Source organism: Halobacterium rubrum, from assembly GCF_021729015.1.
Classification (GTDB): domain Archaea; phylum Halobacteriota; class Halobacteria; order Halobacteriales; family Halobacteriaceae; genus Halobacterium; species Halobacterium rubrum.
The window spans coordinates 809,740-834,840 of sequence record NZ_JAJQQZ010000001.1; the positions used below are offsets into that span (position 1 = coordinate 809,740).

The window sequence follows — 25,101 nt, forward strand, 5'->3', positions numbered from 1 at the left end:
GGGGGCGCCTACCGGATCTTCCGCACGTCGCTGACGTCGAACCCGGCGTCGTGGATCTCCGTCTCGAACTGCACGATGTCCTCCTCCTCGAGGCGTCCGAGCACGCCCCGGAACTCCCGCACGAACATCGTCCGCACGCGCTCGTTGCCCCCGCTCTCCCACGCGAAGTCCACCGTGCCGTCGACGGACGTCATCAGGCTCCCGAGCTCCTCGCTGGTCACCGCGTCCCGCGTCAGATGCAGCAGAATCAGCCCACCCCACTCCCGGGCCGCCTTCCGCAGGCCCTTCAGGGTCATCACCACGTCGCCGAAGTCCATGTCCGACGACCGCGTCCCGATGAGGTCGTTCAGTGAGTCCACCATCACCAGACTGCCGCTGGCGTGCTCGTCGAGGTAGTCGGCGAACCGCTCCAGCACGTCCCGGGTGTCCTCGCCCGTGTGTCCGAGGTCCTGCACCGACCGGTGTTCGCCGGCGTACCACGCCCGCGGCACCGGACTCAACTGGAAGTACTCCGGCGACAGGTCCGTGAACGTCACTGCGTCCGCACCCGCTCGGACGATCTCCTCGTCCATCGTGAACGCGATCTCGCGCTGCAACTCCGACTCGTCGGCCGTGAACGACACGTAGTGGATGTCCTCCGGCGGCCTCGCGTTCGCGTGCAGGTCGCCGTAGTGGAGGTCGAACAGCTCCCGGTCGGCGGACTCCACCGCGTTCATCATCGCCGCCGTGTACAGGAACTCCCGCGCCCCCGCACCGGCCTCCCCCGACAGGAGCACCACGCTCCCCTCCGGCGCCCCACCCCCGATGCGGCTGTCCAGCCGCGAAATGCCGAACGGAATCGTCGCCATGTCTCCCCGGTAGCGGGGTTCCGGCTTACGTCTTTTGCCGCCCGGCGCCGTGCGTGATTTCGCTTCGCTACTCGCTCGGGACAGGGTCCGGAAACCCCCGGCTGTGTCGCGGGCTGCCTCTGGTGGGAGTCAGTCGTCGCGGATTCGGGCGCCGACGTTGCGGGGCTCGGCGACGCGGACTTCGCCGTCGACGCCCGCTTCGGCGAGCGCGCGACGGCCGGCGTCCCGGGCGGCGTCGGCGCGCTCGCGGTCGGTGACGCCGTAGACGGCCGGCCCCCACGAGGACTGGCCGGCGCCAGTGACTGCCGGTGTGTCCTCGAGGACGTCGACGAGGTCGCCGGCGGGCGGGCGGTAGACGCCGCCCTGCTCGCCGGCGTACCACGCGCCGTTCAGCCGCCCGACCTCGGCGACACCCGCGCCGAAGGTGTCCACGTCGCCCGTCGCGACAGCCGGGAGCACGCGGTCGGTCACCACCGACGAGATGCGGTCGGCGAGTCCCGGGTCGGCGTTCTCCACCACCGCACGCATGCTGTCGTCCTCCTCGCTGCCCGCCTTGCCCGGTTCGGCGTCTGGGAGCACGAGCAGGAACCGCCAGTCTCCGGGAATCTCGTGGCGCGCCGCCACCGGTGGCACCGTCCACTCGCCACGCTCGGGACGCTCGGGCGTGAACTGGCTCGCCGGGTGGCCGGCGTCGAAGACGAACCCGCCCGCCTCGAACGCTGCGACGCCGACGCCGCTGCGACCGCCCCGACCGAGCGACGGGGCGTGCGCTCGGACTCCCGGCTCCCGACCGTGGACGCGCGCGACCGCCGCGAGCACCGCGAGCGCGAGCTGGGTGCCGGAGCCGAGGCCGACGTGCGCCGGCAACTCCGATTCCACGGTGACGGCGGCGCCCGGGACGTCGAGCAGGTGACAGGCGCGCTCGACGTGTTCGCGAGCGCGGTCGTGACTGCACACGACCGACTCGGCGCGCTCGGCGGACACCGCCACCTGGGGCTCGTCGAGGGCGACGCCGAGGCTCCCGTAGAGGCGCTGGCGCGCCAGCGAGAGGTTCAGGAAGCCGAAGTGCAGCCGGGGCCCGGCCGCCACCCGCACGGACATACACACAGACACGGCTCCCGACTCGAAGGGGGTTGTGGCGGTGGCAAACGTTCCCGCTACTCGAAGGCGGCCGCGATGCGCTGTGCGACGACGGGTGCGCCGTTCTCGAAGTCCGGGTCGTCCGGGGGGTCCTCGACCGCCCGAACTGCGGACTCGGGGGATTCGGCGACGGCGAACCCTGGCTCGCCGCCCGCCTCGACGAACCGCGCGACGCCCCGCTGCTCGCTCGTGAACGGGTAGACGACGCAGGGCGTGCCGGCGACGGCCGCCTCCATCACCGTGGAGTAGCCCGGGCAGACGACGGCGTTTGCCTCGCGCAGCACGGGCAGCATCGACCGGACGGTCGTCCAGCCGTCGCCCCCGACGACCGTCACGTCACGCCCGTGCTCGCGCAGGCGACTGGCGACCTCGTCGAGGTCGTCGGAGTACGTGCTCGGCGAGACGAGCACGTCGACGTCCGGCACGTCGCCCTCGAGGGGGACGTCGAGGGCGAGCGGCGGTACTCGCTCGACGCCTCGCGGGTCCCCGGTGAGCGCCGGCCAGACGGCCGGGTAGAAGAACGACCGGCTGGCGGCGACCTGCTGGCGGGTGAGCAGCTTCGCGCCGACGCGCTCCGCGAGGTCGTCGTAGTAGCCGGGCGTGTTGTGCGTGCAGACGTACTGGCGGACACGAGCGAGCACCGCAGCCACCGATGCGAACATGTCGTCGGTGATCACGCAGTCGGCGTCCACCCGCCGCAGCCAGCGGGCGACGTCGCGCACGCGACGGACGGCGTCCGGAACGCTCCCGGTCACCACGTCCAGCAGGGAGCCGCCGTCGCCCTGGTAGTCGCCGATGAAGTCCACCACGGTGGGCACGTACTCCTCGTACCCGAGCAACTCGACGAACTGTTCGCCCGGCCCACCACCCGCCAGCTCCACCGTCGCGCCGCGCGCCTCCAGCTCCCGGGCGACCGCCAGCATTCGGGTGGCGTGCCCGGCTCCCTCCGGGTAGTGCACGACGGCGACGGTGGCGTCCATGCCCGGCAGTGCTCGCGGCCCACGCAAGCCGGTTTCGGTGGCGGCCCGCCACCACTACTTCTTCGAGAGGAACTCGGGGAGCCGCAGCCGGTCGAGGTCGTCGCGCTTCAGACTGTCGAGGTCGATGCGCCGCAGGAAGTCCGGGAGGTCGTCGCGGTCCCGGCCACCGCGGTCGACGGCGATCTCGTCGCCCTCCTCCTCGCGGTACGTGATGAGCTTCGACCAGACGGCCGTCTCGCGGTCGGGGAAGTCCAGGTCGTCGTCGTCGCCGGCGCCCGACGCGAGTTCGCTGTCGAGGTTCGCGGCGTCGGTCTTCCCCTCGTCGTAGGCCATCTCCACGAGCGACCGGCCCGTCGCGGAGACGAGTTTGCGGTACTCGCCGGGGTAGGTGTCGCCGAGCGCGGCCGCTGCACCGAGGGCGTACGCCCGCCACACTGCCTCTTCGCGGCCGACGTCCTCGGGGTCCCAGTCAGTGTCGAAGCTCTGTTCGTACATCCTACTCGGGCCTGACTTTCCGGCTCGGGTCGACGTTCAGCCCGCTGCCGGTGAACGCCACGTCCCGGATGTCGCAGTCGATGTTCGTCCCCCGCATCTTCACCACCTGCACGCCCCGGGTCATCCCGCCCTCCTCGAGGAAGTTGTGCAGGAAGATGACGCCGTGCGCGAGGTAGTGCTCCTCGCTGTACGCCGTCGGGTCCGTCATCTCCGACACGAGGAGGACGGTGGCGTCGGTCTGCTTGAGGTTCGTCGCGAAGTCCGTCACCTCCGTGTCCGGGTCGTCGGTGAAGTGGTCGAGCAGCATCGTCGAGTCGACGACCACCCGGTCGTAGTCCTCCTGGCGGATCATCGCCGCGAGCCGCGCCGAGAGCCCGGACTCGCGGCCGTAGCCCGACAGCGACCGGCGCGCGCGTTCCATCGTGAGGTTCAGGAACTCGAAGCGGTCGGTGCTGGCGGCCTTGTCGAACCCGAACTCGTAGTTCGCCATGTCCTCGACGAGTTCGTTGCGGGTCTCGTGCATCGTGACGTACAGCACGCTGTCGCCGTTCCGGATGCCCTCGGTGACGTACTGGGCGGCGAGTGTCGTCTTCCCGCTGCCGGGCGGCCCGCTCAGCGTGTAGAGCCGGCGCGCGGGCAGCCCGCCGTCGAGCAGGCGGTCGAGCCCGGTGGCGCCAGTCGAAATCCTCATCGGGCACAGAGAGACGGTCGAGGGCTAAAACCTTCGGGGATGCCGGGGGCGGTCACGCGACCTCCTCCGGGGGCTCGACGTGGACGAGCACGTCCCCGCGTACCCGACCGAGGACGGTGAGGTCGTCCCGGGTGGCCAGCTGGCTGTCGTCGACCTCGTGGTCCTTCCGCCGGAACACGCTCCCGTCGCCTGTCGCCCGGATCTCCCCGACCTTCACGAGACTGTGCGGTTTCACGTAGGCGTAGACGTCTCGCAGCGCCTCCGGGGAGTCGACGGTGGCCGTCCCGACGACCGCTTCGGTGAGCCGGTCGCCGGGGTCGAGGTCGGTGGCGTGCAGGTCTGCCCGGGACCCGAACTGCTGGGACATCGCCGGCATGACGCTGTCCTGGGTCTCCTGGGATGGCCGCGTCTCCGTCGACCGGAGCACGAGCCGGAAGCGCACGCCCATGCTGGTCTCCCTCTATCACCGATACTTGAATCTGTGTGTGCAAATATCACACGTGATAGTTGCTGTACGTTCACTGCCGGAAACTTCTGGTAGCGGCCCTGGAACACTCCATCGGAATCTACTCGGTCGCGGTGGTCACGTCGTCGCCGACGGCGAGCGTCTCGCCGCCGGTCACCTCGGGCGCCCGCGCGAGAATCATCGCGGCGTAGTAGTGGTCGAAGGCGTCCCAGTCGGCCCACTCGGGGAAGCTACGCTCACGTTCAGCGAGGAACGTCTCCCGGAACGCCGGCAGCGGGTCGCCGGTGTCGGGGTCCCGCGACGGGACCACGCAGCGGTTGCAGGGCGTGGCGCCCTCGAAGCGGACCCCGCCGGCCGTGAAGTCGGGGGCGTCCGCGCCGACGAAGCGGTCCTCCCAGAACGCCGGCACGCCCCCGACCTCGACGTTCGCTCGCAGCCGCCGTCGCGCGCCCTCGACGGTCAGGTCCTCGAACCACGACGCCACCGCCTCCAGTGTTGCAGTGCTGACGACGGACGGCCCCATGCTCGGGCGGTCCACGAACCCCGTGTCGTCGTCCCGTTCGAGCGCGACGGCGGCATCGAGGCGCTCTCCGAACCAGTCGCCGGCCGCTGCGCGGTCGTCGTCGTCCCCGAGGTCGAACTCGCGCCGGTCGCCGTCCGGCGCCGCCACGGTCAGCGTCCGGGTCGCCCGGTCGTACGCCGTCGCGAACTCGTGCAGCGCCGGGAGGTCTTTGGCGTTCAGGGAGTCGCCGGTGTCGGGGTCGACGAGTGCGAACGCGCGGTCGTGGGCGAGCGTGCCGCCCGGACGGAGCGCCGCCTCGTCGGCCGACTCGCCGTCCAGTCCCTTCACCGGATACACCCGGAGCGCCGCGACGTGTGCCATTACGGGGACGGTGTGTCGGCTGGTGTATAGCTGTTCGCAACGGGTGTGTGACAACGGTTAACATAAGTTGTCTGGGTGTGCTACCCTCCAACATGAGCCTGGAGACGGACGCTCAGGGGACGCGGCTCACCCTCGACCTCTGGCACCCGAACTGCTGGGCGATACAGGCGACGGCCGACAACCCCGGCGGCATCCTCGCCCACGCCGTCTACGACTCGCCGGCCAGCGGCGACTCCGGCGTGAACAGCCTGTTCACGGCCTACGGCGACAGCGAGACCGAGGTGGAGGCACTGCTGGAGGCCGTCGACGACTCGCCGCTCACGGACACGATGCGAGAGCTCCACACCCAGGTCGACACCCGGCGCGGGCGAACGACACCGGGGCGGGTGTCCCGGGAGTTCTTCCTGGAACACGACCCCAGCGACATGATCTGTCCGCTGTTGCTGGAGCACGGCTTCGTGCACAGCTCACCCGGTCGCATCGAGGGCGGCCGCGAGTACTGGAACGTCCGGTACGCGGGCGAGCGCAGCGACATCGAGGGGGCGCTGGAGGCCATCCGCGAGGAGGGCGACGCCGAGGTGCGGGTCGAACGCATCGGCACCGTCGCGGCGGAACGGGGGGCCCCGGAGAACGTCGACCCGCTCACGCCCGCCCAGCGGGAGGCCTTCGAGCTGGCTCGCGAGCGCGGCTACTACGAGTGGCCCCGGGAGTCGTCGACGCGCGAACTCGCCGCGGCACTCGACGTCTCGAAGACGACGCTGCTGGAGCACCTCCGGACGGCCGAATCGAAGCTCCTCGACCCGTGAGTCACCGCGGGCAGCTCCGTTCGCGGTACTGTACCTACCATGGTCGGGTGGTGGTATTTGTCCCAGAAGTATGACGCGTCTAGTGCTATGGTATCACGTGACACGAACGTCGTCGACCGGCGGACCTTCCTCAAACTGACTGGCGGCAGCGGCCTCGCGGCGACTGCCGGCTGCCTCGGCTTCGGCGGGGACGGCGGCGGCGGCCCCATCGTCATCGGTCAGCCGGCCGCACTCACCGGCCAGTGGGACTTCCTCCAGCCGGGGGTCTCCGCCGCGACGGACGCCGCGATTCAACACATCAACGACGCTGGCGGTCCGCTCGACCGCGAGGTCGAACTCCAGCGCCGCGACACCGCGGTCGCTCCCCAGGAAGCGCGCACGGTCGTCACCCAGCTCGTCGAGAACGACGACGCCGTCGCGCTCCTCGGGCTGTTCTCCAGCGAACTCAACCCCCTCTTCGACTTCATCCAGGAGCAGGAGACGCCTGTGGTCACGCCCTGGCCGGGATCGAACTTCCTCGACACTCGCGGCGGCGACAAGGGCACGCCCGACGACCTCTCCGACGACGGCTGGATCTGGCGCACCGTCATCAGCGACACCGTCCACACGGCGGGCGCGGCGCTCCGCGCGCTCGACGATGGCCACGAGACGGTCGGCGTCATCAACGGCAACACCGAGGGCGCGAAAAGCTGGGCGGACGGCTTCGTCAACGCCTACGAGGCAAACGGCGGCACGGTCGCCGAACGCGTCGAAGTGAGCCAGGGGTCCTCGAGCTACCAGTCCGCGCTCGACCGCCTGTTCGGCACCGACTTCTCGGCGTTCGCCGTGAGTCTGCCGCTGGAGGACGCTATCACGCTGATGAGCGACTGGGCGGACGGCAACTACGGCCGCCAGCCCATCCTCTCTGACCCGCTCGCCCAGCAGGACCTCGTCGACCAGGTCGGCGACCCGCTGAGCGGTGCGTGGGCGGCCAGCCCGGGTGAATCCGGCCCGAACTACGACGCCTTCGAGAGCGCCTACGAGGCGGACGCCGACATCAACGCCTGGACGCCGCCCGCGTGGGACGCCACGATGGTGACCGCGCTCGCAATCGAGCGCGCCGGCGAAGCCACCCCCGAAGCTATCGAGCAGAACCTCGGTCCGGTGAGCCGCGGCGACGGCACCGAGGTCGCGACGTTCCAGGAGGGCAAGGAAGCCCTGAACAACGACGAGGAAATCAACTACCAGGGTGCCGCGACGGACGTGACGTTCACCGACTTCGGGAACGTCATCGGGTCTGTCGTCATCAACGAGGTCCAGGACGGCGAGTTCACGCAGGTCGAGACGATCTCGGCCGACGACCTCCGCGAGTTCGTGCCAGAGGGCGAGTACTAGGCAATGGGTCTGGTACAGAACGTCGTCTTCGGGCTGGTACAGGGGTCGTACATCGCCATCGCCGCCATCGGGTTCACGATGATCTACGGCATCGTGAACATGATCAACTTCGCGTACGGCGAGTACCTCACCATCGGCGCGTTCGTCGGCGTGCTCGCGGCCGGCGTCCTCCCGCTTCCGGTCGCCGCACTCGTCGCGATGGTGGGCGCGGGCGCCGCCAGCATCGCGCTCGCGAAGCTGTTTTTCACGCCCATCAACGAGACCGGGCCGGTGCCGATGCTGCTGACGTCCATCGGCCTCGGGCTCGTGTTGCGGAACGTCATCCGCCTCGGCGCCGGGCGGAGCGCGCGGTACTACGACACGGAGTCCGCGACCTACGAGTTCGCCGGCGTCCCGGAAGTGCCAGTCGGCTCCGTGGACCTGCTCGGGAACTTCTTCGTGACCTCCCGGATGCTCGTCGTCGTGGGCTGTGCCGTCGCCGTGTTCGCCATCCTGCACGCGCTGTTGACGCGCACCGACGTCGGCATCGCGATGCGGGCGATGAGCGACAGCGAGGACCTCGCGCGCGTCCGCGGCATCGACACCCAGATGATCCGGAACAGCGTCTGGGTTCTCGCGGGCGTGCTCGCCGGCCTCGCCGGTGTCCTCCTCGGCATCCAGACGAACGTCAGCGTCACTACGGGGTTCAGCCAGATTCTCCAGATACTCGCCGCCGCGATTCTCGGCGGCGCGGGGAGTCCGTACGGCGCCATCGCCGGGTCGTACGTCATCGGCCTCGTGGTTGCACTCTCGACGGCGTTCCTCCCGGCGGACATGACGGGGCTGTCGTCGGCGGTGGCGTTCCTCGTGCTCGTCGTGGTGTTGCTCGTGAAACCCAGCGGCATCGCCGGCGAGGAGGTGCGTGAAGCGTGAGCGTCGCCGACCGCATTCGGGACGGCGACGGCACGCTCGCAGCTGTCGCAGGCGTCGCCGCCGTCGTGCTCGCGTTGCTGTTCGCGGTGTCGCCGTTCACCGTCGGCCTCCCCGGCGAACTCAGCGTGTTCGTGGAGGTCGGTGTCCTCTTCGGCCTGTACGTCATCCTCGTGCTGGGACTGGACCTCCAGTACGGCCACACGGGACTGGTAAACTTCGGGCACGTCGTGTTCTTCGCGGTGGGCGCGTACACCGCCGCCATCCTCGCCGCACAGGACTCCTTTGCCGGCACGAGTCTCGGCTACCCGTGGCCGCTCGCGCTCGTCGCCGGCGTCCTCGTCGCTGCGGTCGTCGGCGCCGTCGTCGGCGCCACGTCGCTGCGCCTGCGCGACGACTTCCTCGCCATCGCGACGCTCGCCACCGCCGAAATCTTCCACACGGTGACGGTGAACTTCTCCGGCACCTTCGGGGGGAGCACCGGCATCTTCGGCGTCCCGCAGCCGGTCGCGGCGGTCGCCGGCGACTTCGGGAAGACGATGCTCGCAACGCTCGTGCTGTTCCTCGGACTCGCTGCACTCACGTACGCCATCGTCACCCGCCTCACGACGGCGCCGTACGGTCGCGTGCTGCGCGCGATTCGCGCCGACGAACTCGTGACGCGGTCGGTCGGCAAGTCGACGTTCCGGTACAAGATGCAGGCGTTCGTCTACGGCGCCGCGCTCGCCGGGTTCGCCGGCGGCCTGTTCGCGCTCTACAACGGCGCCGTCGCCCCGAGCTTCTTCACGATCCAGGTCACGGTGACCGTCTGGATCGGGATGCTGCTGGGCGGCGCGTCGAACCACCGGGCGGTCATCGGCGGGCTCGCGGTCATCATGGGCCTCCGCCTGTTCTCCCGGTTCGCGAACGACCTGGCGCCCGTCACCTCGGGCGAGTTCGCGTCCCTCCGGCTCATCGTGGTCGGGATGATTCTCGTGCTCGTCATCCGGTACCGGCCGGCGGGCATCTGGGGCGACGCGGAGGAACTGGGGGTGGATTCGTGACGCTCCTCGACATCGTCGACCTCGAGAAGGAGTTCGGTGGGCTGCTCGCCGTCGACGACCTCTCGCTGTCCGTCGACCGCGGCGAACTGGTCGGCGTGATGGGGCCGAACGGCGCCGGGAAGTCGACGCTGTTCAACTGCGTCAGCGGCGTCGTGGAGCCGACCGACGGCACCGTCGCCTTCGACGGCGAGGACGTCACCGGCGAGCAGCCGGAGGTGCTGGCCCGGCGCGGCCTCGTCCGCACCTTCCAGCACACCCGCCAGCTCGGCACGATGACCGTCCGGGAGAACGTCAGGCTCGCCGCACCCGACCAGGCCGGCGAGCGCACACTCCCCGCACTCACGCGCTCGCAGGGAATGCAGGAGACCGAACGCCGGGTGGTCGAGCGCGCCGACGAACTCGTCGAGGCGTTCGAACTCGACCACCTCGCCGACGAGTACGCGAGCAACCTCTCCGGCGGCCAGCGGAAGCTCCTGGAGCTGGCTCGCGTACTGATGCTCGACCCCGACCTCCTGTTGCTCGACGAGCCGTTCGCGGGCGTGAACCCCACGCTCACGAACGACATCGCGGACCGCATCCGAGCGCTGAACGACGAGGGGATGACCGTCGTCGTCATCGAGCACGAACTGGAGACGCTGACCGCGCTCGTCGACCGGCTGGTCGTCCTCACGCAGGGCAGCGTGCTCGTGGACGGCGACCCGGAGACCGTGCTGGAAGACGAACGCGTCGTCGAAGCCTATCTCGGTGAGTGACCATGCAGGACCCCCAACACACTGACGAGACCGCGGACGCCGTTACTGTCGGCGGAGACGAGGAGCTGACGGACGCCGACCCGCTGCTGGCGGAGGTGGAGCAGTGACGCTGCTCGACGTCGCCGGCCTCGACGCGGGGTACGGCGACCTCCAGGTGCTGACGGACGTCGACCTGCACGTCGACGACGGCGAGTACGTCACCGTCGTCGGCCCGAACGGGGCCGGGAAGTCGACGGCGATGAAGTCCGTCTTCGGGCTCGCCGACCGCTTCGACGGCACCATCACGCTCGCCGGCGACGACATCACGAGCCTGCCGCCCGAGGACGTCATCCACGAGGGAATCAGCTACGTGCCCCAGACGGACAACGTCTTCCCATCGCTGACCGTCGAGGAGAACCTCCGGCTGGGTGCGTACATCCTCGACGAGGTCCCCCAGGACCGCCTGAACGCCGTCTTCGAGCGCTTCCCGGTGCTCGAAGACCGTCTCGGCGAGACGGCCGGCGCGCTGTCCGGCGGCCAGCAGCAGATGCTCGGCATGGGGTGTGCGCTGATGCTCGACCCCGACCTGCTGCTGCTGGACGAACCGTCTGCGGGCCTCGCGCCAGATCTCGTCGACGACATGTTCGACCGCATCGACGACGTGAACGACGCCGGTACGTCCATCCTGATGGTCGAGCAGAACGCCAGGGAGGCGCTGCGGCGCTGCGACCGCGGTTACGTGCTCGCGCAGGGCGAGAACCGCTACGAGGGCCCGGGCGAGCAACTCCTCCACGACGAGGAGGTCCGCCAGCAGTTCCTCGGCGGCTAAACGATTAGCTCGGTTACAAAAATCTCGCTCCGGGAGCGCTTTTGTCCGGGGCGCGCGTCACCCCGCGTATGCTACTCGTCGGCAGCGACGACGGCGTCCACGCCGCGACCGGCGTCCCCGACGCTGGTCCGGTGGACGCCACGCACGTACTCGACGCGGGACAGGCGATGCGAGTGGAGACGTTCGACGCCGTCGACGGCGTCTTCGCGGCGACTACGAACGGCCTCTACCACTCCGGCGACGGCACCGAGTGGACGGACCTCGGCGTACCCGACGGAGCGGTGTACTGCGTCGGCGCGGACGACGGTCGCCTCTATGCCGGGACGCGGCCGGCGCGCCTCTTCGCGGCAGCCATTCCGGCCGACCACATCGAGGAAGGGCTGGCGTGGCGGGAACTGGACGCCTTCGATGCGCTCGCCGACCGCGAGGCCTGGGGCATCGACCGCCACGACGGCGTGTCGCAGGTGCGGGACGTCCGCAGCCCCGCCGGTGCCTCCGGCCGCCTCGTCGTCGGCGTCGAAGTCGGCGGCGTCTTCGTGAGCGAGGACGGCGGCGAGACGTGGACCGACCGGCGCGTCACCGGCTTCGATGCACCCCACCTCGACGACGTCCACCACGTCGAGGTCGAGTCCCCGGACACCTGGGTCGCGGCGACGGGCAGCGGCCTTTGCCGGACGACCGACGCCGGCCGGTCCTGGGCACGGCTCGACAACGGCCACCGCCAGACGTACTTCCGGGAGTCGCTCGCGCACGACGGTCGCATCTACGCCGGCGGGTCGCCGTCGCCGCCGGGCGGCTGGCGGGACGACCGCGATCACGCGCTCTTCGAATCGACGGGCGGCGAATCGCTGACCGCGGTCGAGTCGCCGGTCCCCGAGGAAGTCGCGGTCGGCTGGACCGTCGTCGACGGCGACGTCTACGCCGTCACGAACCGAGGGACGCTCATCCGACGGTCCGTCGACGGCTGGCGACGGACTGGAACGGTGCCCCACGCCGAGAGCGTCCACGGCCGGACGCAGCCACTCGCCTGGGTCAAGCGCTGAGTCAGAGCGACTGCTCGCTGCCCCTCCCCTGCTCCCGCGCCGTCTCGTACACTTCGGTGGCGGCGGCCACGTCCATGACCGCGGAGCCGACGCTCTCGACGACCAGTATCTCGTCGTCGCGCTCGCGGCCCCGCTCGCCGCTCAGCACGGCGGAGAACGGTATCAGGTCGGACTCGTCGAGGTCCGTCGCGGTCAGGTCGCCGGTCGCCGCCACCTCCTCGGGCACGTCCGCGAACACGCGGCTGGCGCGGTCGAACACCGCGGGTTCGAGTTCCTGCATCTCGGCGGTGTACGCGCCGACGGCGACGACGAGCGCGCCGTCCGCGAGGGCGTCCGCGGGGAACACGGGCTCGGTGCTGGTCGTCGCCGTCACGACGACGTTCGCGCCCGAGACGGCCTCTCGCGGCGAGTCGACGGCCGTCGCGTCGACGCCGTCCTCGCGGAGGTCGCTCGCACAGGCCTCCTTCGAGTCGCTCGGCGAGTAGATACGGGCTTCGTCGAGGTCGGTGAGCGCGTCGACGGCGCGGGTCTGCCAGCGCGCCTGCGCGCCCGCCCCGAGCACGCCCAGGGTGACGCCGTCGCCGGCCGCCAGCTCGCGGGCGGCCAGCCCGCCGACGCAGCCCGTGCGGGCGTTCGTGACGTGCGAACCGTCGAGGACCGACACCGGCTCGCCCGTGCGGGCGTCGGCCAGCACGATCTGGGCGTGGATGGTTGGGAGTCCGCGATTGGGGTTGTCCTCGTGGACGCCCACCAGTTTCGTCGCGAAGTACGGTTCGCCGTGGACGTACGCCGGCATCGCGAGCCCAGTCCCCAGGGGTTCGTCGTCCTCTCCGAGCCCCTCGCCGACGGGGTAGTGTGGGCGCTCGGGGCGTTCGACCTCGCCGGCGCCCTGCTTGACGAGCGCGTGCTCCACGACCGGCGCCAGCGTCGCGAGGTCGAGGACGTCGGCCACGTCCTCGTTGCCGAGTACCAGAACCATGCTCGAGTCGTGGCGGGCCACCGAGTTAGCTGTTCGGCCCCTGGCGAACCGTACACTTATCTCCGATGGGGAGTGTGAACTACGCACATGAACGTGGTCGTCGTCGGCGGCGGCATCGTCGGGCTCGCGTCCGCGTACTCGCTCGCCGACCGGGGCGCCGACGTGACACTCTGCGAGAAGGGGGCACTGGGCAACGCCAGCACCGCACGAGCCGCCGGCGGCATCCGCTGCCAGTTCTCCACGGCCGTCAACGTCGACCTCTCGGTGGCGAGCCGCGAGGTCTGGGACGACTTCGAGGGCCGCTTCGGCGTCGACATCGCGTACCGCAAACCGGGCTACCTCTTCCTCGCGCGCGACGACGCCACGGTCGACCAGTTCCGCGCGAACGTCGAACTGCAGCAGGCCCGCGGCGTCGACAGCGTCTTTCTCGACCCCCGAGACGCCACCGAGTACTGTCCCGGCCTCGAGCCCGAGCAGTTCGCCGCAGCGACCTACCACGCCGAGGACGGCTTCGCCGACCCCAACCTCGCCGTCCAGGGGTACGCCAGCGCCGCTCGGGAGGCGGGCGTCGACGTCCGCACGAACACCGCTGTGACCGACGTGCTCCGGGACGGCGACCGGGTTGTCGGCGTCGACACCGAAGACGGCCGCCTCGAAGCTGACTACGTCGTGAACGCCGCCGGCGCCTGGGCCGGCCGACTCGCCGACCTCGCGGACGCCGCGCTGCCCATCGAACCGCGCCGCCGCCAGATTGCGGTCGTCGACCCGACCGAACCCGTCCCCGAGGACGTCCCGCTCACCATCGACCTCGACACGGGGTCGTACTTCCGGCCCGAGCGCGACGGCGCCGCGCTCGTCGGCGGCCACTTCGGCGGCGACGACCCGGCTGTCGACCCGGACCACTACTCGCAGTCGATGGACCTCGACTGGGCCGCCGACGCCGTCGAACGCGCCGCCGCCTACACCACGTACTTCGACGCGGAATCCGGTATCAAGCGCGGCTGGGCGGGCCTCTACGCGGTCACCCCCGACCACCATCCAGTCGTCGAGGAGACCGTCCCCGGCCTCGTGACGGCCGCCGGGTTCTCCGGCCACGGCTTCCAGCACGCACCCGCGACCGGCCGAATCGTCGCCGACCTCTGCCTCGACGGCGACACCTCGGTCGTCGACGTCGACGTCCTCGCCAGCGACCGCTTCGCCGACGGCGGTGACGACCTCGTCGAGCGTAACGTCGCCTGACTACTCCTCCTCGGGCAGCGACTCCTTGACCGGCACGAGCCGGATGTGCCCGTTCTGGTCTACGTTCACCCGGTAGCCCGCGTAGGAGAACGACAGCTCCACGTGTGCCGTCGCCGACGGCGGTTCGCCGAACAGCTCCTCGACGAACCGGTTCACGGCCGTGTACAGCGACGGCAGCTCGTCCATGTCGACGCCCTCCACTTCGGCGATACCCGCAAGGAGGTCGAACTCCGCCGTGTCCGGGTGGGGGTCGATGGCGTACCGCACGGTTCCATCGTCGTCGACCGAGATGTCGGGAGGGTCCATGTCCCGGGGTTGGGCAATCCGATACGTACCACTGCTGGCAGGGTCGTTTCAGCCTTGTACCCGGCTGGTACGGCAGACACTGCGGCGTAGTGTCACGGCTCCCGTCGCGACGCCTCGAGCGTTCCCTCCTCGAGCGCGTAGCGGACCTCGGGGTGCGTCTCCCCGCCGATTGTCGTCTCCGCCTCGTCGACCTGCTCGAACCCCAGCGACTCGTAGAACGCTCGCCCCTGCTCGTTGGCCGCCAGCACCGTCGCGTTCACCTCGTCGACGCCGCGCTCCCGCAGCGCCGCCACGGTCGCCGACAGCAACTGCTCGCCCGCACCCGCCCGGCGCTCCGCCGGGTGGACGTACAGCCGCAACACGTGCCCGACGTCCACGTCCGCGTACCCGTGCGCGAACCCCACGACGCCGCGACGAACGTCGTCCTGCTCGGCCTCACTCTCCGCCACCAGGACGGGGGTTCGCTCGCCCGCAATCTGGTCCCGGAGCGTCTCCTCGTCGTACCAGTCGTTGACCCCCGACGTGACCGTGTCCCGTGTCAAGAGGTCGGTGTAGTCCCGCTCCCAGGACGCCTCGGCGACCGCACGAATCCCCTCGAGGTCCTCCCTCGCCGCCTCACGTACTCGCATGCGTGTGTACGACTAGCACGGCAACCGTGATTAGCGTTTCCGCGCGCCCGACACGCCAGAACGGAACCGCTCCCGACGACACTGGTCTCCGGTCTACTCGACGTCGCCACTCGGAATCGAAGACAGAACCGCCAGAAGTGGGACTGCTAGAGGCTCGCTGCACTCGCCTCTATACTTTCATTTCGCTCCGCGAAAAGTGGGACCGTCGAGATTCGAACTCGAGTCCGACGCACCCCATGCGCCGAGGATACCGCTACCCCACGGTCCCGCACTCGGGAGGACGCGCGGTCCGGCATTAAGGCCTTCGCTTCGACGGCGGCGTGGTTCGTCAGACGAGGACGCGTTCGAGGTCCACGACGGTGCCGGTGTCGCCGTCGGGGTCGCCGACCAGCCGACCGAGGCAGACGGCGGAGCCGTCCTCGGTGTAGCAGCCGACGAGCCCGTCCGTGTCGACGGCGTCGTCGTCGGCCCGGAGGACGCCGGGCGCGTAGACGGGGGCGCCGTTAGCGACTTCGCGGGCCGCCGAGTCAGCGATAGTGATGCTGGGCAGGTGCGTGAGTGCGCGCTCGGCGGGCTGGACGACGGCGCGGAGCGCTTCCTCGGGCGTCCCCGGCGGCTCGGTGTCGTCCTCGTCGCGCAGCCACGCGAGCGCGTCCGCGAGGTCGTGGAGGGTAGCGAGGTCGGTGTCGTCGAACGGCGTGGTGGCGGTCCGCCGGAGGTGGCCCATGTGGGCGTTCGTGCCGAGCGCGCGCCCGATGTCGTGGCAGAGCTTCCGGATGTACGTCCCGGACTCGCAGCGAATCCGCAGGAGCGCCTGCCGGCCGTCGACGTCGAGCACGTCGAGGTCGTAGACCTCCCGGCTGCGCAGCCGGCGGGCGACCGCCGACTTCTTCGGCGGCTTCTGGTAGACGTCGCCCTCGAACTCCGCGACGACCGATTCGAAGTTCCGCGGCGGGTCGTCGTGGAGCTCGAGCACGGTGACGTACTCCTTGAACCCCTCCAGCATCGCGGGCGCCAGCCGGGTCGCAGCGCCAGTCAACACGGGCAGGCAGCCGGTGACTTTCGGGTCGAGGGTGCCGGCGTGCGCGGCCTTCTCGACGCCGACCATGTCCCGAATCCACGCCGACACCTGGTGAGCCGACGGTCCCGGCGGTTTGTCGAGGTTCACGACGCCGAACTCGAGGACGGCGTCGGGGTCGCGGTCGGCGGGCGGGGCTCGGAGTGGCATGGTGTGTTAGAACTGGTAGCGGACGTTCTCGATGGGCGTCGGGCCCTCGTCGCGCTCGGCCTGGTAGGCGTCGACGGCGTCCAGCACGATGTCCGTGACGGCGTCGGGCCCCCAGCGCGCGGTGTTCACCGAGAGGTCGTAGATGGTGATGTCGTCGAAGTCGATGGCGTAGTACTCCTCGTAGCGCTGGGTCTCGGACTGCTCGCGCTTCTCGGTCTCCGCGCGCGCCGCCGCCGGCGTCTTGTCCTCGCGCTCGGCGATGCGTCGCGCCCGCACGCTCATCGGGGCGTCCAGCCAGATCTTGATGTCGGCGTACTCGCCGGCCATCCAGCCCGCCAGCCGCGACTCGAGGACGACGTCGTCGCGGTCGCGTGCGGTCTCCCGCAGCCGCCGGTCGAGGTCTTTGTCGATCTGGGGGTCCTCCTCGGCGAGCTCGTTGAACTCCTCGAGAGTCAGCCCGCGGTCCTCCGCGAGCCCGCGGAAGATGTCGCCCCCCGAGACGTGGTCGTAGTCGAGGTGGTCCGCGAGTGTCGACGCGACCGTGCTCTTCCCGCTCCCCGGCGGTCCGGAGATCGTGACTAACATATCCGTGCTGGGAGCGGCCGGGACAAAGAGGTTTTGAACCGCGGACAGCACCGCACCGCCGGCACGCACACAACCCGGAGTGCGCTCGCAGCGGGCCGGGTTACGTCGGCGTCGTCTGGATGTTCAGCGACTTCCGGATGACGTTCGAGAAGCTGAACGAGCACAGCATGTACCAGACAATCCACGCCGGGAACACGAGGACCTGCCCGGAGTTGAGGTTGACCTCGCCCATGAGCGGCAGGACCATCGTGAGCTCGCTGGTGGGGACGCGGCCGGTGCCGAGCTTCCAGTACATCCAGAGGAACACCGGGATGGTGAGCAGCATGATCCACACCATCGGCCGGAACTGCTCTTTGAGCATGCTGGCCTGGTCGCCGAACGCCTCCATCTGCTCCTCGCGCAGGCGCTCGACCTCGGCCTCGTCGCCGCGCTCTTTCGCGGCGGACATCTTGTCCTGGAGCTCCTGTGCTTGCTCCTGATACTCCGACATCTTGTCCATGTCGGTGAGGTTCGCCTGCAGGAGCGTGGAGTACAGGCCCGTGAGCACCGCCAACACGAGGATGACGACGTAGAACGGCAGTATCGCGTCCAGCGGTCCGAGCAGGACGTCGATGCCGCCACCGATGCCGTTCCGGATCGGTGGGTAGCTGTACCCGATCATCGCGCCGACGGCGCCGACGCCGGCGAGTTTGTCGTACGTCGACCACGAGGAGCTCTCGGGGGCGTCGTCGTCGCCGTCGTCGTCGTCGGGCGCGAGACCGTCTTCGACGCCCTCGGGGTCGGCGAACCGGAACCCGTCCTCGCCCTCGACGAGGATGTCTTTCTCCAGGAGGCGGCCCCACTGGCCGGTGGAGACGTCGTCGCTGACGTCCTGCCACTGGAGGTCGCCGTCGTGGTCGAGGAGGTCCTCGAGGATGGTCGCCATCTCGGGGTCCTCCCGCACCAGCGACCGCACTTTCTCCGCGGTTCGTGCCATCTCGTCCGCGCTTTGGTGTTGACCGCTTGAATCGCTTACGGAACCCCGCCCGGTCGGACTGTCGCACTCTGGCGTGCGCTCGCGGCTGTGAGACCGCTAGTCGACGACGACTTCGACGGTTCCCTCGGCCGTGGCGTCGGCCGCTACGAGCCACGCCCGGACCAGGTAGTCGCCGGGGTCGGGGTCCGGCCACGTCGCGTCGAAGGAGAGCTCGCCGCCGCCCGCCACCGTCTCGGTCCCGGTCGCCATCGAGAACATGCGGCCGTCGCTGTACCGCCAGCGCTCGGTGCCATCGGTGTTGCGTTCGGCGACGACCTCGATTCGCTGGCCGTCCCGGAACGAACACTCGACGGAGTGGTCTGTCGGGTTCTCGACCGCGAGCGTCACCGTGAGGGCGCCGTCGTCGCTCACTGTCGCCGTTGCTGTCGCCTCCAGTACGCCGTCGTCGTCGTCGGCGTCGCTGTGGTCGGATTCCGTCATTGGTGGTGGAGACACTCGGAGTGGTGGTAGGTGTGGCGGTGGTGGTGGTGGCGCACGCCGGCGTGCGGAGCCGTGTGGCTCACCGCAGGGAAGCCGGGGGCCAGTCGGCGGTCGGCGTCAGTCGTCCGAGGAGTCGAGGCCGAGGGCCGCTGCAGCGTCGAGCAGGCCGCTGCCCTGCTCGTTGCTGGCGAGCCCGATGTCCTCGGCCGTGCTCTTCAGCTGGCTGCGGGCGTCGCTGTTCGTGTCGCCGTTGGCCACCAGGAGGCCGGCGGCCCCCGCCACGTGCGGGGTCGCCATCGACGTGCCGGAGAACGTGTCGTAGCCGCCGGGCACTGTCGAGTAGACGTCGGTACCGGGCGCGACGAGTTCGACCTCTGGACCGGTCGAGGAGAAGTCGGACAGCGAGTCGTCCTGCGCGGACGAGGAGACCGCGAGACACTCCTCGTAGGCGGCCGGGTAGCCGACGCAGTCGCCACACGGGCCGTCGTTGCCGGCCGCGGCGATGAGGAACACGCCCTTGTCCTGCGCGTACGAGCAGGCGTCCTTCAGCGTCTGGGAGCCGGAGGAGCCGCCGAGGCTCAGCGACCCGACGTCCCAGCCCTGGTCGGCGGTGTACTCGATACCCGCCGCGATGTCGGAGTACGACCCCGAGCCGCGCTTGCCCAGAACTTTCACGGCGTGCAGCGTGGCCTCGGTGGAGACGCCGCGGACGCCCTGCCCGTTGTCGACGGCGCCCGCGATGCCCGCGCAGTGCGTGCCGTGGTCGTTGTCGTCGTCCCAGTTCTCGGCGTAGTTCCCCTTCGCCTTCACGAACGCCTTGCCGGCGCCGAGGTTGTCGACGAGGTCGGGGTGGTCGGAGTCGATACCGGTGTCGATGATGGCGACGTCGGCGCCCGCACCAGTCTCGCCGTTCGCGGACGTGACGTCGGCGTCCACGCGGTCGACGCCCCACGTGAGTTGCTGGCCGAGCGCGTGCATCGTGCCGTTGCGCTCGACGTACCGGACGTCCGGGCGCTTCGAGAGCCCCTGGATGGCGTTCTCGTCGACGCGAATCGTGAGCGCGTCGAAGTTGAACTCGCGGACGACGCCCGCCGCCTCGGCTTTCGCCGCGCGCTTCCCGCTGGCGTCGCTGTAGCCGACGTTCACTTCGACGGTGCTGTCGTTCCCGCGCGCCGACGCCAGCCCGGTGAGGCCGACGCTGGCGAGTGTGCCGCCGGCGAGTTTGAGTACGTCTCGACGCGTCTGGTCCCTGTCGTTGCCCAACATGGCACTCGAATCCACGACCTCACCCGTCTTGATACTTTTCTAGCTACAGTTTAGATTAATTAATAAACTAGTTGGGGAGAGAAAAACTGGCTATCGCCGTGGCGCTGTCGCTGGTGGACAGCGAAATCGCGGCGAAAAAGACGGTTGCGGTCGTCAGTCGGCGCGCTCGGCGACGGCGTCACGGACGTCCGTCCAGACCTCGTCGGGCGTGCGCTCGCCGTCGACCTCGACGAGCACGCCCTGGTCGCGGAAGTACTCCACGACGGGAGTCGTGTTCTCCTCGTAGACCGAGATGCGCTCTCGGGCGGTCTCCTCCGTGTCGTCCTCCCGCTGGTAGAGGTCGCCGCCGCACTCGTCGCAGACGCCCTCCTCCTCGGGCTGGTCGAACTCCACGTGGAACGTCGCCCCGCAGTCGTCGCAGACCCGGCGGCCCGTCAGCCGTCGCACGAGTTCGTCCTCGGCGACGTCGAGGTACAGCACCACGTCGAGGTCCGTGATGGAGTCGAGGTACTCCGTCTGGCTCTCGTTGCGGGGGTAGCCGTCGAGGACGTAGCCGTCGGCCTCCTCCAGCGCGACCTTCACAATCTCGTTGACGACCGGGTCCGGCACGAGCTCGCCGGCGTCCATGTACTCGGCGGGCGTCCCGTACTCCGTCTCCATCTGTTTGTTCTCGCGGAGCGCGTCGCCCGTCGTCACGTGCTCGATGCCGAACTCGTCGACCAGTCGGCGGCTCTGCGTTCCCTTCCCGGCGCCCGGTGCGCCCAGCAGCAGTACGTGCGGGTTGCTCATACGCTCCCTTCACTGGCCCCGTTCAAGGGCGTGTCGTTCCCGGCCGAATCGTCAAGTGCCCTCCGGCCGCAGGGGTGGGCGTGGACGAAGCCCTCCAGACGGCGACGACGTACGAGTCGAACGCCCGCGCGTACACGGAGAAATACTCCCGCGGTAGCGTCGCCGACGACTTCGGCGACCCGTTCTTCGACGCATTGTCTGGCGACCGGGTGCTCGACCTGGGCTGTGGCCCCGGGAGCGACGCGGCCGTCTTCGCCGACCGCGGCCTCGACGTCGTCGGCGTCGACGTCACCGCGTCGTTTCTCGACGCCGCCCGCCGAGACGTCGAAGACGGCCACTTCGCCCGCGGCGACGCACGCCGACTTCCGCTGGCCGACGACACCGTCGCCGGCGTCTGGGCGTGCGCGAGCCTCCACCACGTCCCGCCCGCAGACCTCCCCGCCGCGCTCGCGGAGTGCCGTCGCGTCCTCCGCTCCGACGGTACGTTCTTCTGTTCGGTGAAGCGCGGCGACGGCGATGGCTTCGAACCCGACGACGACCACGCCGACGGCGACGACCGCTACTTCGCGTACTACGACGCCGGCCAGTTCGAGCGCTTGCTCGCCCACGCCGGACTCGCCGGCGACGTGGACGCCGACGGCCGCTGGGTGAGCGCGCTCGCACACCCCGCCTGATTTGTGGGTGCGCCGCCAAGCACCGCCATGACCCGATTCGACGCCGACACCGAGGCCGACCGCATCGACCTCGTCGCCGACACGGTCGCCGCCCACCGCGAGCGCGACAGCCAGTTCTGCACTCTCGAGGCCGCCACCGACCCCAGCGGCGACCCCGAGTTCCTCCCGCCGTGGGTGCAGTTCGCCGAGGGCACGCTGAACCTCGACTGCACCACCGAGGAACTCGACTCCCTGAACTCCGTCCTCGGCCGGTACGGGGCGTTCACCGTCGCCGACCGGACGGACGTCGAGCCGGACACCGCCGAGGAGTCTCCCGGGACGAACGTCCGCATCGACGCGCGCGCCGACGACGAGCGCGTCGGCCAGTTCGTCGACGCCGTCTTCCGGGAGGTCTACGGGCTCCCCGGGGACTTCCGCCTTTGGGCGGTCGAAGTCTGAGCAGCGGTGGCTCTGCTCGGCTACTGTCGCTGCCACGCCGAGTTGAGGACGTACCCGAGGATGACGCCGGCGTACAGCAGAAGCGCGCCGCCGTCGATTCGCCCCTCGTAGACGAGGTACGCGAGACCGGCGAACGTGACGAGGACGACCAGCGCCGCGAGCGCCCGCAGCGCCACGGCGTACACGCGCTCGCTGGCCTCCCGCGCGCGACCGCCCCGTGAGGACTGCTTTCCCTCCGACATACCTACAGGCCCCCGCCGGCAGCGGTTAGTTACTCGCAGCGTACCCGACACGGCGCGGGAACGGCGAACGGTCCCGCCCCCTCCCTGTCCCCGAAGCCGCCGCCGAAATTCGAAGCTATAAGTTCTTGCGCGTCCACCCTCCAGGTATGATTTCTCAGTACGAAACGCCGCTAGCCGGCGGTCTGCCGCCAGCGACCCCGGGTGGTCCGAATGGGTGACCTGCTCGAACGGGTCGTCCTCCCGGTCGCCAGCGAGGGCGACGCTCGTGACACGTGCGAGGCAGTGCTCCCGTACGTCGCCGACGCCGGCGGCGAAGTCGTCGCCGTCCACGTCGTCGAGAAGGCCGGCGGCGCTATCGACAAGGCCGGGGTCGAGCAGCGCGAGGAGTACGCCGCGGACGTCTTCGCCGTCGTCACGGACGCGTGTGACGACGCCGGCGTCCCCTGCGAGACCGAGGTCGTGTTCGCGACGGACATCGCCGACGGCGTCTTCGACGCGGCCCGCGACCACGACGCCTCGGCGGTCGCGTTCACCCCCCGCGAGAGCAGCCGCTGGCTCGACCTGCTCACCGGAGACGACACTCGTAACCTCGTGAAGCGCGCCGACCGTCCCGTCCTCGCGTTCCCAGCCGGCGACGAACCAGGAGACGACGACGACGACGACGAAGACGGAGCCGACCCGACCGCCAGCGCTGTGGCTGCCGACGACCCGCCGACGGTGGAGGACGACGACGATGAGTGAGGACGACCTCGCGAAAGACCTCGGCCCACTCGCCGCGCTGACCATCGGTGTCGGGACGATGATCGGCGCCGGTATCTTCGTGCTCCCTCGGCAGGCGATCACGGAGGCGGGCTCGTTCGCCGTCGTCTCCTTCCTGCTGGGGGGCGGTATTGCCCTGCTGACGGCGCTGTCCGCGAGCGAACTCGGGACCGCGATGCCGCGCTCGGGGGGCGCCTACTACTACGTCAACCACGCGCTCGGCCCGCTGTTCGGTTCCATCGCCGGCTGGGCGAACTGGCTCGGCCTCGCGTTCGCGTCCGCGTTCTACATGTTCGGGTTCGGCCAGTACATCGGGAACATCGTCGGTATGCCGGACGCGTTCGTGTTCGGTCCCGTCGTCGTCTCCTCGGTGAAACTCGTCGCGCTCGCCGGCGCGGCGCTGTTCGTCGCCGTGAACTACGTCGGCGCGAAGGAGACAGGGCGGCTCCAGAACGTCATCGTCGTGCTGTTGGTCGCTATCCTCGCCGTATTCACGACGTTCGGCGCACTGAACGCCGAGACCGCGAACCTCCCGGCCAGCAAGGGCTTCGGGCCGATGCTCACGACGACCGGCATCATCTTCGTCTCCTATCTCGGATTCGTCCAGATCACGAGCGTCGCCGAGGAGATCAAAGACCCCGGACGGAACCTCCCGCGGGCGGTCATCGGCAGCGTCCTCCTCGTCACAGTCATCTACGCGTTCGTCCTCGTCGCGATGAGCGCCGCCGTCGACCCCGGCTTCATCGCGTCGCTCGGTGACGACCAGATCGCCGTCGTGGAAGTCGCCGCCCTCCTGATGGGGCCGATCGGTGCCGCCGCACTGCTGTTCGGGGGGCTACTCGCTACGGCGTCGTCCGCGAACGCGTCCATCCTCGCGTCCTCCCGCATCAACTTCGCGATGGGACGGGACAACATCGTCACGCCGTCGCTGAACGAGATCCACCCCCGGTTCTCGACCCCGTACCGGTCCATCGCCGTCACCGGTCTCCTCATCCTCGCGTTCATCGCCGCGGGAACGGTCGAGGCGCTGGCGACGATGGGCAGCGTGCTCCACCTCATCATCTACGGCCTGCTGAACGTCGCGCTCATCGTCATGCGGGAGGCGGACCCCGCGGACTACGACCCCGACTTCGAGGTGCCGCTGTACCCGTTCACGCCGATTCTCGGGATGCTCACCTCGTTCGCGCTCATCGCGTTCATCAGCGAGACCATCATCGCGTTGAGCGTCGCGCTCGTCGCCGGCGCCGTACTCTGGTACTTCCTGTACGCCCGGAGCCGTACGGGCAAACAGGGCATCCTCGGACAGTACGTGCTCTCGCGTGCCGACGAGATGCCGGACGCGGCCGTCTCCGCTGCGAGCGGGGTCCAGCCCGACGGCGGCGACTACCGGGTAGTGGTCCCGCTCGCGAACCCCGAAACCGAGAAAGACCTCATCTCGCTCGGTGCGGCCGCCGCGAAAGCCAACGGCGGCCGCGTGGTCGCGCTCCACATCGTCCAGGTGCCCGACCAGACGAGCCTGGCGTACGCCCGCGACCACCTCGAACAGTTCACTGACGCCGCCGAGAGCGAGCAGCTGTTGACGGACGCGAAGGCCGACGCCGAAGACTTCGGCGTCCCCGTCGAGACGCACACCGTTCTCTCACACCGCTCGTTCGAGGAGGTGTTCGACGCCGCCGAGTCCCACGACGCCGACGTGCTCGTGATGGGGTGGGGCGAAGACAGCCACGGCTCGCCGGGTCGCGCCGAGTCTGCGGTCGACGAAGTTGCCGGCGACCTGCCGTACGACGTGCTCGTGATGAAAGACCGGGGCTTCGACCCGTCGAGGGTCGTGCTCCCGACTGCTGGTGGCCCCGACACCGACCTGGGCGCCGCCGTCGCGCGCTACCTCCGCGACCAGTTCGGCAGCGAGGTGACCCTGCTGCACGTCGCGGACGACCCCGACGAGGGCGAGGCGTTCCTCGAGGAGTGGGCGGCCGCTCGAGACCTCGAGGACGCAGAGACCCGCGTCGAGACGGGCGACGTCGAGGCCGCCATCGCTGCGGCAGCCGAAGACGCCACGATGCTGGTCGTCGGCGCGACCGAGCGCGGCCTGCTCCGCCGACTCGTCACGGGGTCGCTCGTCCTCGACGTCGTCGACAAGGTCGACTGCTCGGTCGTCCTCGCAGAGAAAGAGCGGTCGAAGTCGGTTCTCGAACGGCTGTTCGGCTGACCGAGCGAGCGATTCACTTTTCACACTCCGCGAGCCAGTACCGCACCCCACCAGATCGGTCGCC

29 protein-coding genes and 1 tRNA gene are annotated in these 25,101 nt (G+C 69.8%); 12 read left to right on the top strand and 18 right to left on the bottom strand.

Annotated elements, in window-relative coordinates; genetic code table 11:
• Positions 1-8: 8 nt before the first annotated feature.
• From LT971_RS04385 to LT971_RS04415, 7 genes are all read right to left on the bottom strand, one after another.
• Positions 9-848 (bottom strand): RAD55 family ATPase, encoded by an 840-nt coding sequence (locus LT971_RS04385; protein WP_237005635.1) that lies wholly within the window; start codon positions 846-848, stop codon positions 9-11.
• 129 nt (positions 849-977) lie between these two features.
• Positions 978-1,949, bottom strand: coding sequence for a beta-ribofuranosylaminobenzene 5'-phosphate synthase family protein (locus LT971_RS04390; RefSeq protein ID WP_237005636.1), 972 nt, complete (start codon positions 1,947-1,949; stop codon positions 978-980).
• Positions 1,950-2,005: 56 nt separating this feature from the next.
• Entirely contained in the window at positions 2,006-2,968 is a 963-nt protein-coding gene (locus LT971_RS04395) for a glycosyltransferase (protein WP_237005637.1), read from the bottom strand.
• A 54-nt stretch (positions 2,969-3,022) separates the two neighbouring features.
• Entirely contained in the window at positions 3,023-3,463 is a 441-nt protein-coding gene (locus tag LT971_RS04400) for a DUF8057 family protein (protein WP_237005638.1), read from the bottom strand.
• A gap of 1 nt (position 3,464) precedes the next feature.
• Positions 3,465-4,154 carry an RAD55 family ATPase gene (locus tag LT971_RS04405; RefSeq protein WP_237005639.1) on the bottom strand — a complete coding sequence of 230 codons (690 nt, stop codon included), beginning with the start codon at positions 4,152-4,154 and terminating at the stop codon, positions 3,465-3,467.
• Positions 4,155-4,206: 52 nt separating this feature from the next.
• Positions 4,207-4,602 (bottom strand): hypothetical protein, encoded by a 396-nt coding sequence (locus LT971_RS04410; protein ID WP_237005640.1) that lies wholly within the window; start codon positions 4,600-4,602, stop codon positions 4,207-4,209.
• A gap of 118 nt (positions 4,603-4,720) precedes the next feature.
• Entirely contained in the window at positions 4,721-5,503 is a 783-nt protein-coding gene (locus tag LT971_RS04415; protein WP_237005641.1) for an MOSC domain-containing protein, read from the bottom strand.
• 92 nt (positions 5,504-5,595) lie between these two features.
• On the opposite strand from LT971_RS04415, the gene LT971_RS04420 reads away from it, so the two are divergent.
• From LT971_RS04420 to LT971_RS04450, 7 genes are all read left to right on the top strand, one after another.
• Positions 5,596-6,309, top strand: a complete 714-nt coding sequence (locus LT971_RS04420) for a helix-turn-helix domain-containing protein (RefSeq protein WP_237005642.1) — start codon at positions 5,596-5,598, stop codon at positions 6,307-6,309.
• Between the two features lie 87 nt (positions 6,310-6,396).
• Positions 6,397-7,683, top strand: a complete 1,287-nt coding sequence (locus tag LT971_RS04425; protein WP_237005643.1) for an ABC transporter substrate-binding protein — start codon at positions 6,397-6,399, stop codon at positions 7,681-7,683.
• A gap of 3 nt (positions 7,684-7,686) precedes the next feature.
• Positions 7,687-8,595: a branched-chain amino acid ABC transporter permease gene (locus tag LT971_RS04430; protein ID WP_237005644.1), complete on the top strand. Its 909-nt coding sequence runs from the start codon at positions 7,687-7,689 to the stop codon at positions 8,593-8,595.
• A complete protein-coding gene (locus LT971_RS04435) occupies positions 8,592-9,635 on the top strand; it encodes a branched-chain amino acid ABC transporter permease (protein ID WP_237005645.1) in 1,044 nt (347 codons plus the stop codon). The genes LT971_RS04430 and LT971_RS04435 overlap by 4 nt, the downstream gene beginning before the upstream one ends.
• Positions 9,632-10,387 (top strand): ABC transporter ATP-binding protein, encoded by a 756-nt coding sequence (locus tag LT971_RS04440; RefSeq protein WP_237005646.1) that lies wholly within the window; start codon positions 9,632-9,634, stop codon positions 10,385-10,387. The genes LT971_RS04435 and LT971_RS04440 overlap by 4 nt, the downstream gene beginning before the upstream one ends.
• 103 nt (positions 10,388-10,490) lie before the next feature.
• A complete protein-coding gene (locus tag LT971_RS04445; RefSeq protein WP_237005647.1) occupies positions 10,491-11,195 on the top strand; it encodes an ABC transporter ATP-binding protein in 705 nt (234 codons plus the stop codon).
• Positions 11,196-11,263: 68 nt separating this feature from the next.
• Positions 11,264-12,238 (top strand): WD40/YVTN/BNR-like repeat-containing protein, encoded by a 975-nt coding sequence (locus LT971_RS04450; protein ID WP_237005648.1) that lies wholly within the window; start codon positions 11,264-11,266, stop codon positions 12,236-12,238.
• A gap of 1 nt (position 12,239) precedes the next feature.
• On the opposite strand, the gene LT971_RS04455 is transcribed toward LT971_RS04450, so the two are convergent.
• Complete coding sequence (locus tag LT971_RS04455) at positions 12,240-13,217, bottom strand: ornithine cyclodeaminase family protein (RefSeq protein ID WP_237005649.1); 978 nt, start codon at positions 13,215-13,217, stop codon at positions 12,240-12,242.
• Positions 13,218-13,304: 87 nt separating this feature from the next.
• On the opposite strand from LT971_RS04455, the gene LT971_RS04460 reads away from it, so the two are divergent.
• On the top strand, positions 13,305-14,456 hold the full coding sequence (locus LT971_RS04460) for an NAD(P)/FAD-dependent oxidoreductase (RefSeq protein ID WP_237005650.1): 1,152 nt from the start codon (positions 13,305-13,307) through the stop codon (positions 14,454-14,456).
• Here the strand turns inward: LT971_RS04460 and LT971_RS04465 are convergent, their stop codons facing one another.
• The 9 genes from LT971_RS04465 to LT971_RS04505 form a co-directional block, all read right to left on the bottom strand.
• The gene (locus LT971_RS04465; RefSeq protein ID WP_237005651.1) at positions 14,457-14,762 is read right to left on the bottom strand and encodes a HalOD1 output domain-containing protein; all 306 of its coding nucleotides are present in this window, start codon (positions 14,760-14,762) and stop codon (positions 14,457-14,459) included.
• Positions 14,763-14,854: 92 nt separating this feature from the next.
• On the bottom strand, positions 14,855-15,391 hold the full coding sequence (locus tag LT971_RS04470) for a GNAT family N-acetyltransferase (RefSeq protein WP_237005652.1): 537 nt from the start codon (positions 15,389-15,391) through the stop codon (positions 14,855-14,857).
• A 197-nt stretch (positions 15,392-15,588) separates the two neighbouring features.
• A tRNA-Pro gene (locus LT971_RS04475) sits at positions 15,589-15,659 on the bottom strand.
• 60 nt (positions 15,660-15,719) lie between these two features.
• Positions 15,720-16,619, bottom strand: coding sequence for an RNA-guided pseudouridylation complex pseudouridine synthase subunit Cbf5 (locus LT971_RS04480; protein ID WP_237005653.1), 900 nt, complete (start codon positions 16,617-16,619; stop codon positions 15,720-15,722).
• A 6-nt stretch (positions 16,620-16,625) separates the two neighbouring features.
• Positions 16,626-17,204, bottom strand: coding sequence for a (d)CMP kinase (cmk, locus tag LT971_RS04485; RefSeq protein WP_237005654.1), 579 nt, complete (start codon positions 17,202-17,204; stop codon positions 16,626-16,628).
• 100 nt (positions 17,205-17,304) lie between these two features.
• Positions 17,305-18,180 (bottom strand): DUF106 domain-containing protein, encoded by an 876-nt coding sequence (locus LT971_RS04490; protein WP_237005655.1) that lies wholly within the window; start codon positions 18,178-18,180, stop codon positions 17,305-17,307.
• Between the two features lie 96 nt (positions 18,181-18,276).
• On the bottom strand, positions 18,277-18,660 hold the full coding sequence (locus LT971_RS04495) for a BsuPI-related putative proteinase inhibitor (RefSeq protein WP_237005656.1): 384 nt from the start codon (positions 18,658-18,660) through the stop codon (positions 18,277-18,279).
• Positions 18,661-18,777: 117 nt separating this feature from the next.
• Positions 18,778-19,926, bottom strand: coding sequence for a S8 family peptidase (locus LT971_RS04500; protein ID WP_237005657.1), 1,149 nt, complete (start codon positions 19,924-19,926; stop codon positions 18,778-18,780).
• Positions 19,927-20,079: 153 nt separating this feature from the next.
• The gene (locus LT971_RS04505; protein WP_237005658.1) at positions 20,080-20,715 is read right to left on the bottom strand and encodes an adenylate kinase; all 636 of its coding nucleotides are present in this window, start codon (positions 20,713-20,715) and stop codon (positions 20,080-20,082) included.
• Between the two features lie 80 nt (positions 20,716-20,795).
• Here LT971_RS04505 and LT971_RS04510 point away from each other — a divergent pair, with 80 nt between their 5' ends.
• Together LT971_RS04510 and LT971_RS04515 are read left to right on the top strand one after the other, a co-directional pair.
• Complete coding sequence (locus tag LT971_RS04510) at positions 20,796-21,389, top strand: class I SAM-dependent methyltransferase (RefSeq protein WP_280337381.1); 594 nt, start codon at positions 20,796-20,798, stop codon at positions 21,387-21,389.
• 27 nt (positions 21,390-21,416) lie between these two features.
• Positions 21,417-21,827, top strand: a complete 411-nt coding sequence (locus LT971_RS04515) for a DUF7975 family protein (protein ID WP_237005659.1) — start codon at positions 21,417-21,419, stop codon at positions 21,825-21,827.
• A gap of 20 nt (positions 21,828-21,847) precedes the next feature.
• Here LT971_RS04515 and LT971_RS04520 read toward each other — a convergent pair whose 3' ends face one another.
• Positions 21,848-22,069, bottom strand: coding sequence for a hypothetical protein (locus tag LT971_RS04520; RefSeq protein WP_237005660.1), 222 nt, complete (start codon positions 22,067-22,069; stop codon positions 21,848-21,850).
• 210 nt (positions 22,070-22,279) lie between these two features.
• On the opposite strand from LT971_RS04520, the gene LT971_RS04525 reads away from it, so the two are divergent.
• Complete coding sequence (locus LT971_RS04525; RefSeq protein ID WP_336885793.1) at positions 22,280-22,810, top strand: universal stress protein; 531 nt, start codon at positions 22,280-22,282, stop codon at positions 22,808-22,810.
• Positions 22,803-25,037: an amino acid permease gene (locus LT971_RS04530; protein ID WP_237005661.1), complete on the top strand. Its 2,235-nt coding sequence runs from the start codon at positions 22,803-22,805 to the stop codon at positions 25,035-25,037. The genes LT971_RS04525 and LT971_RS04530 overlap by 8 nt, the downstream gene beginning before the upstream one ends.
• The last annotated feature ends 64 nt before the right edge of the window (positions 25,038-25,101 follow it).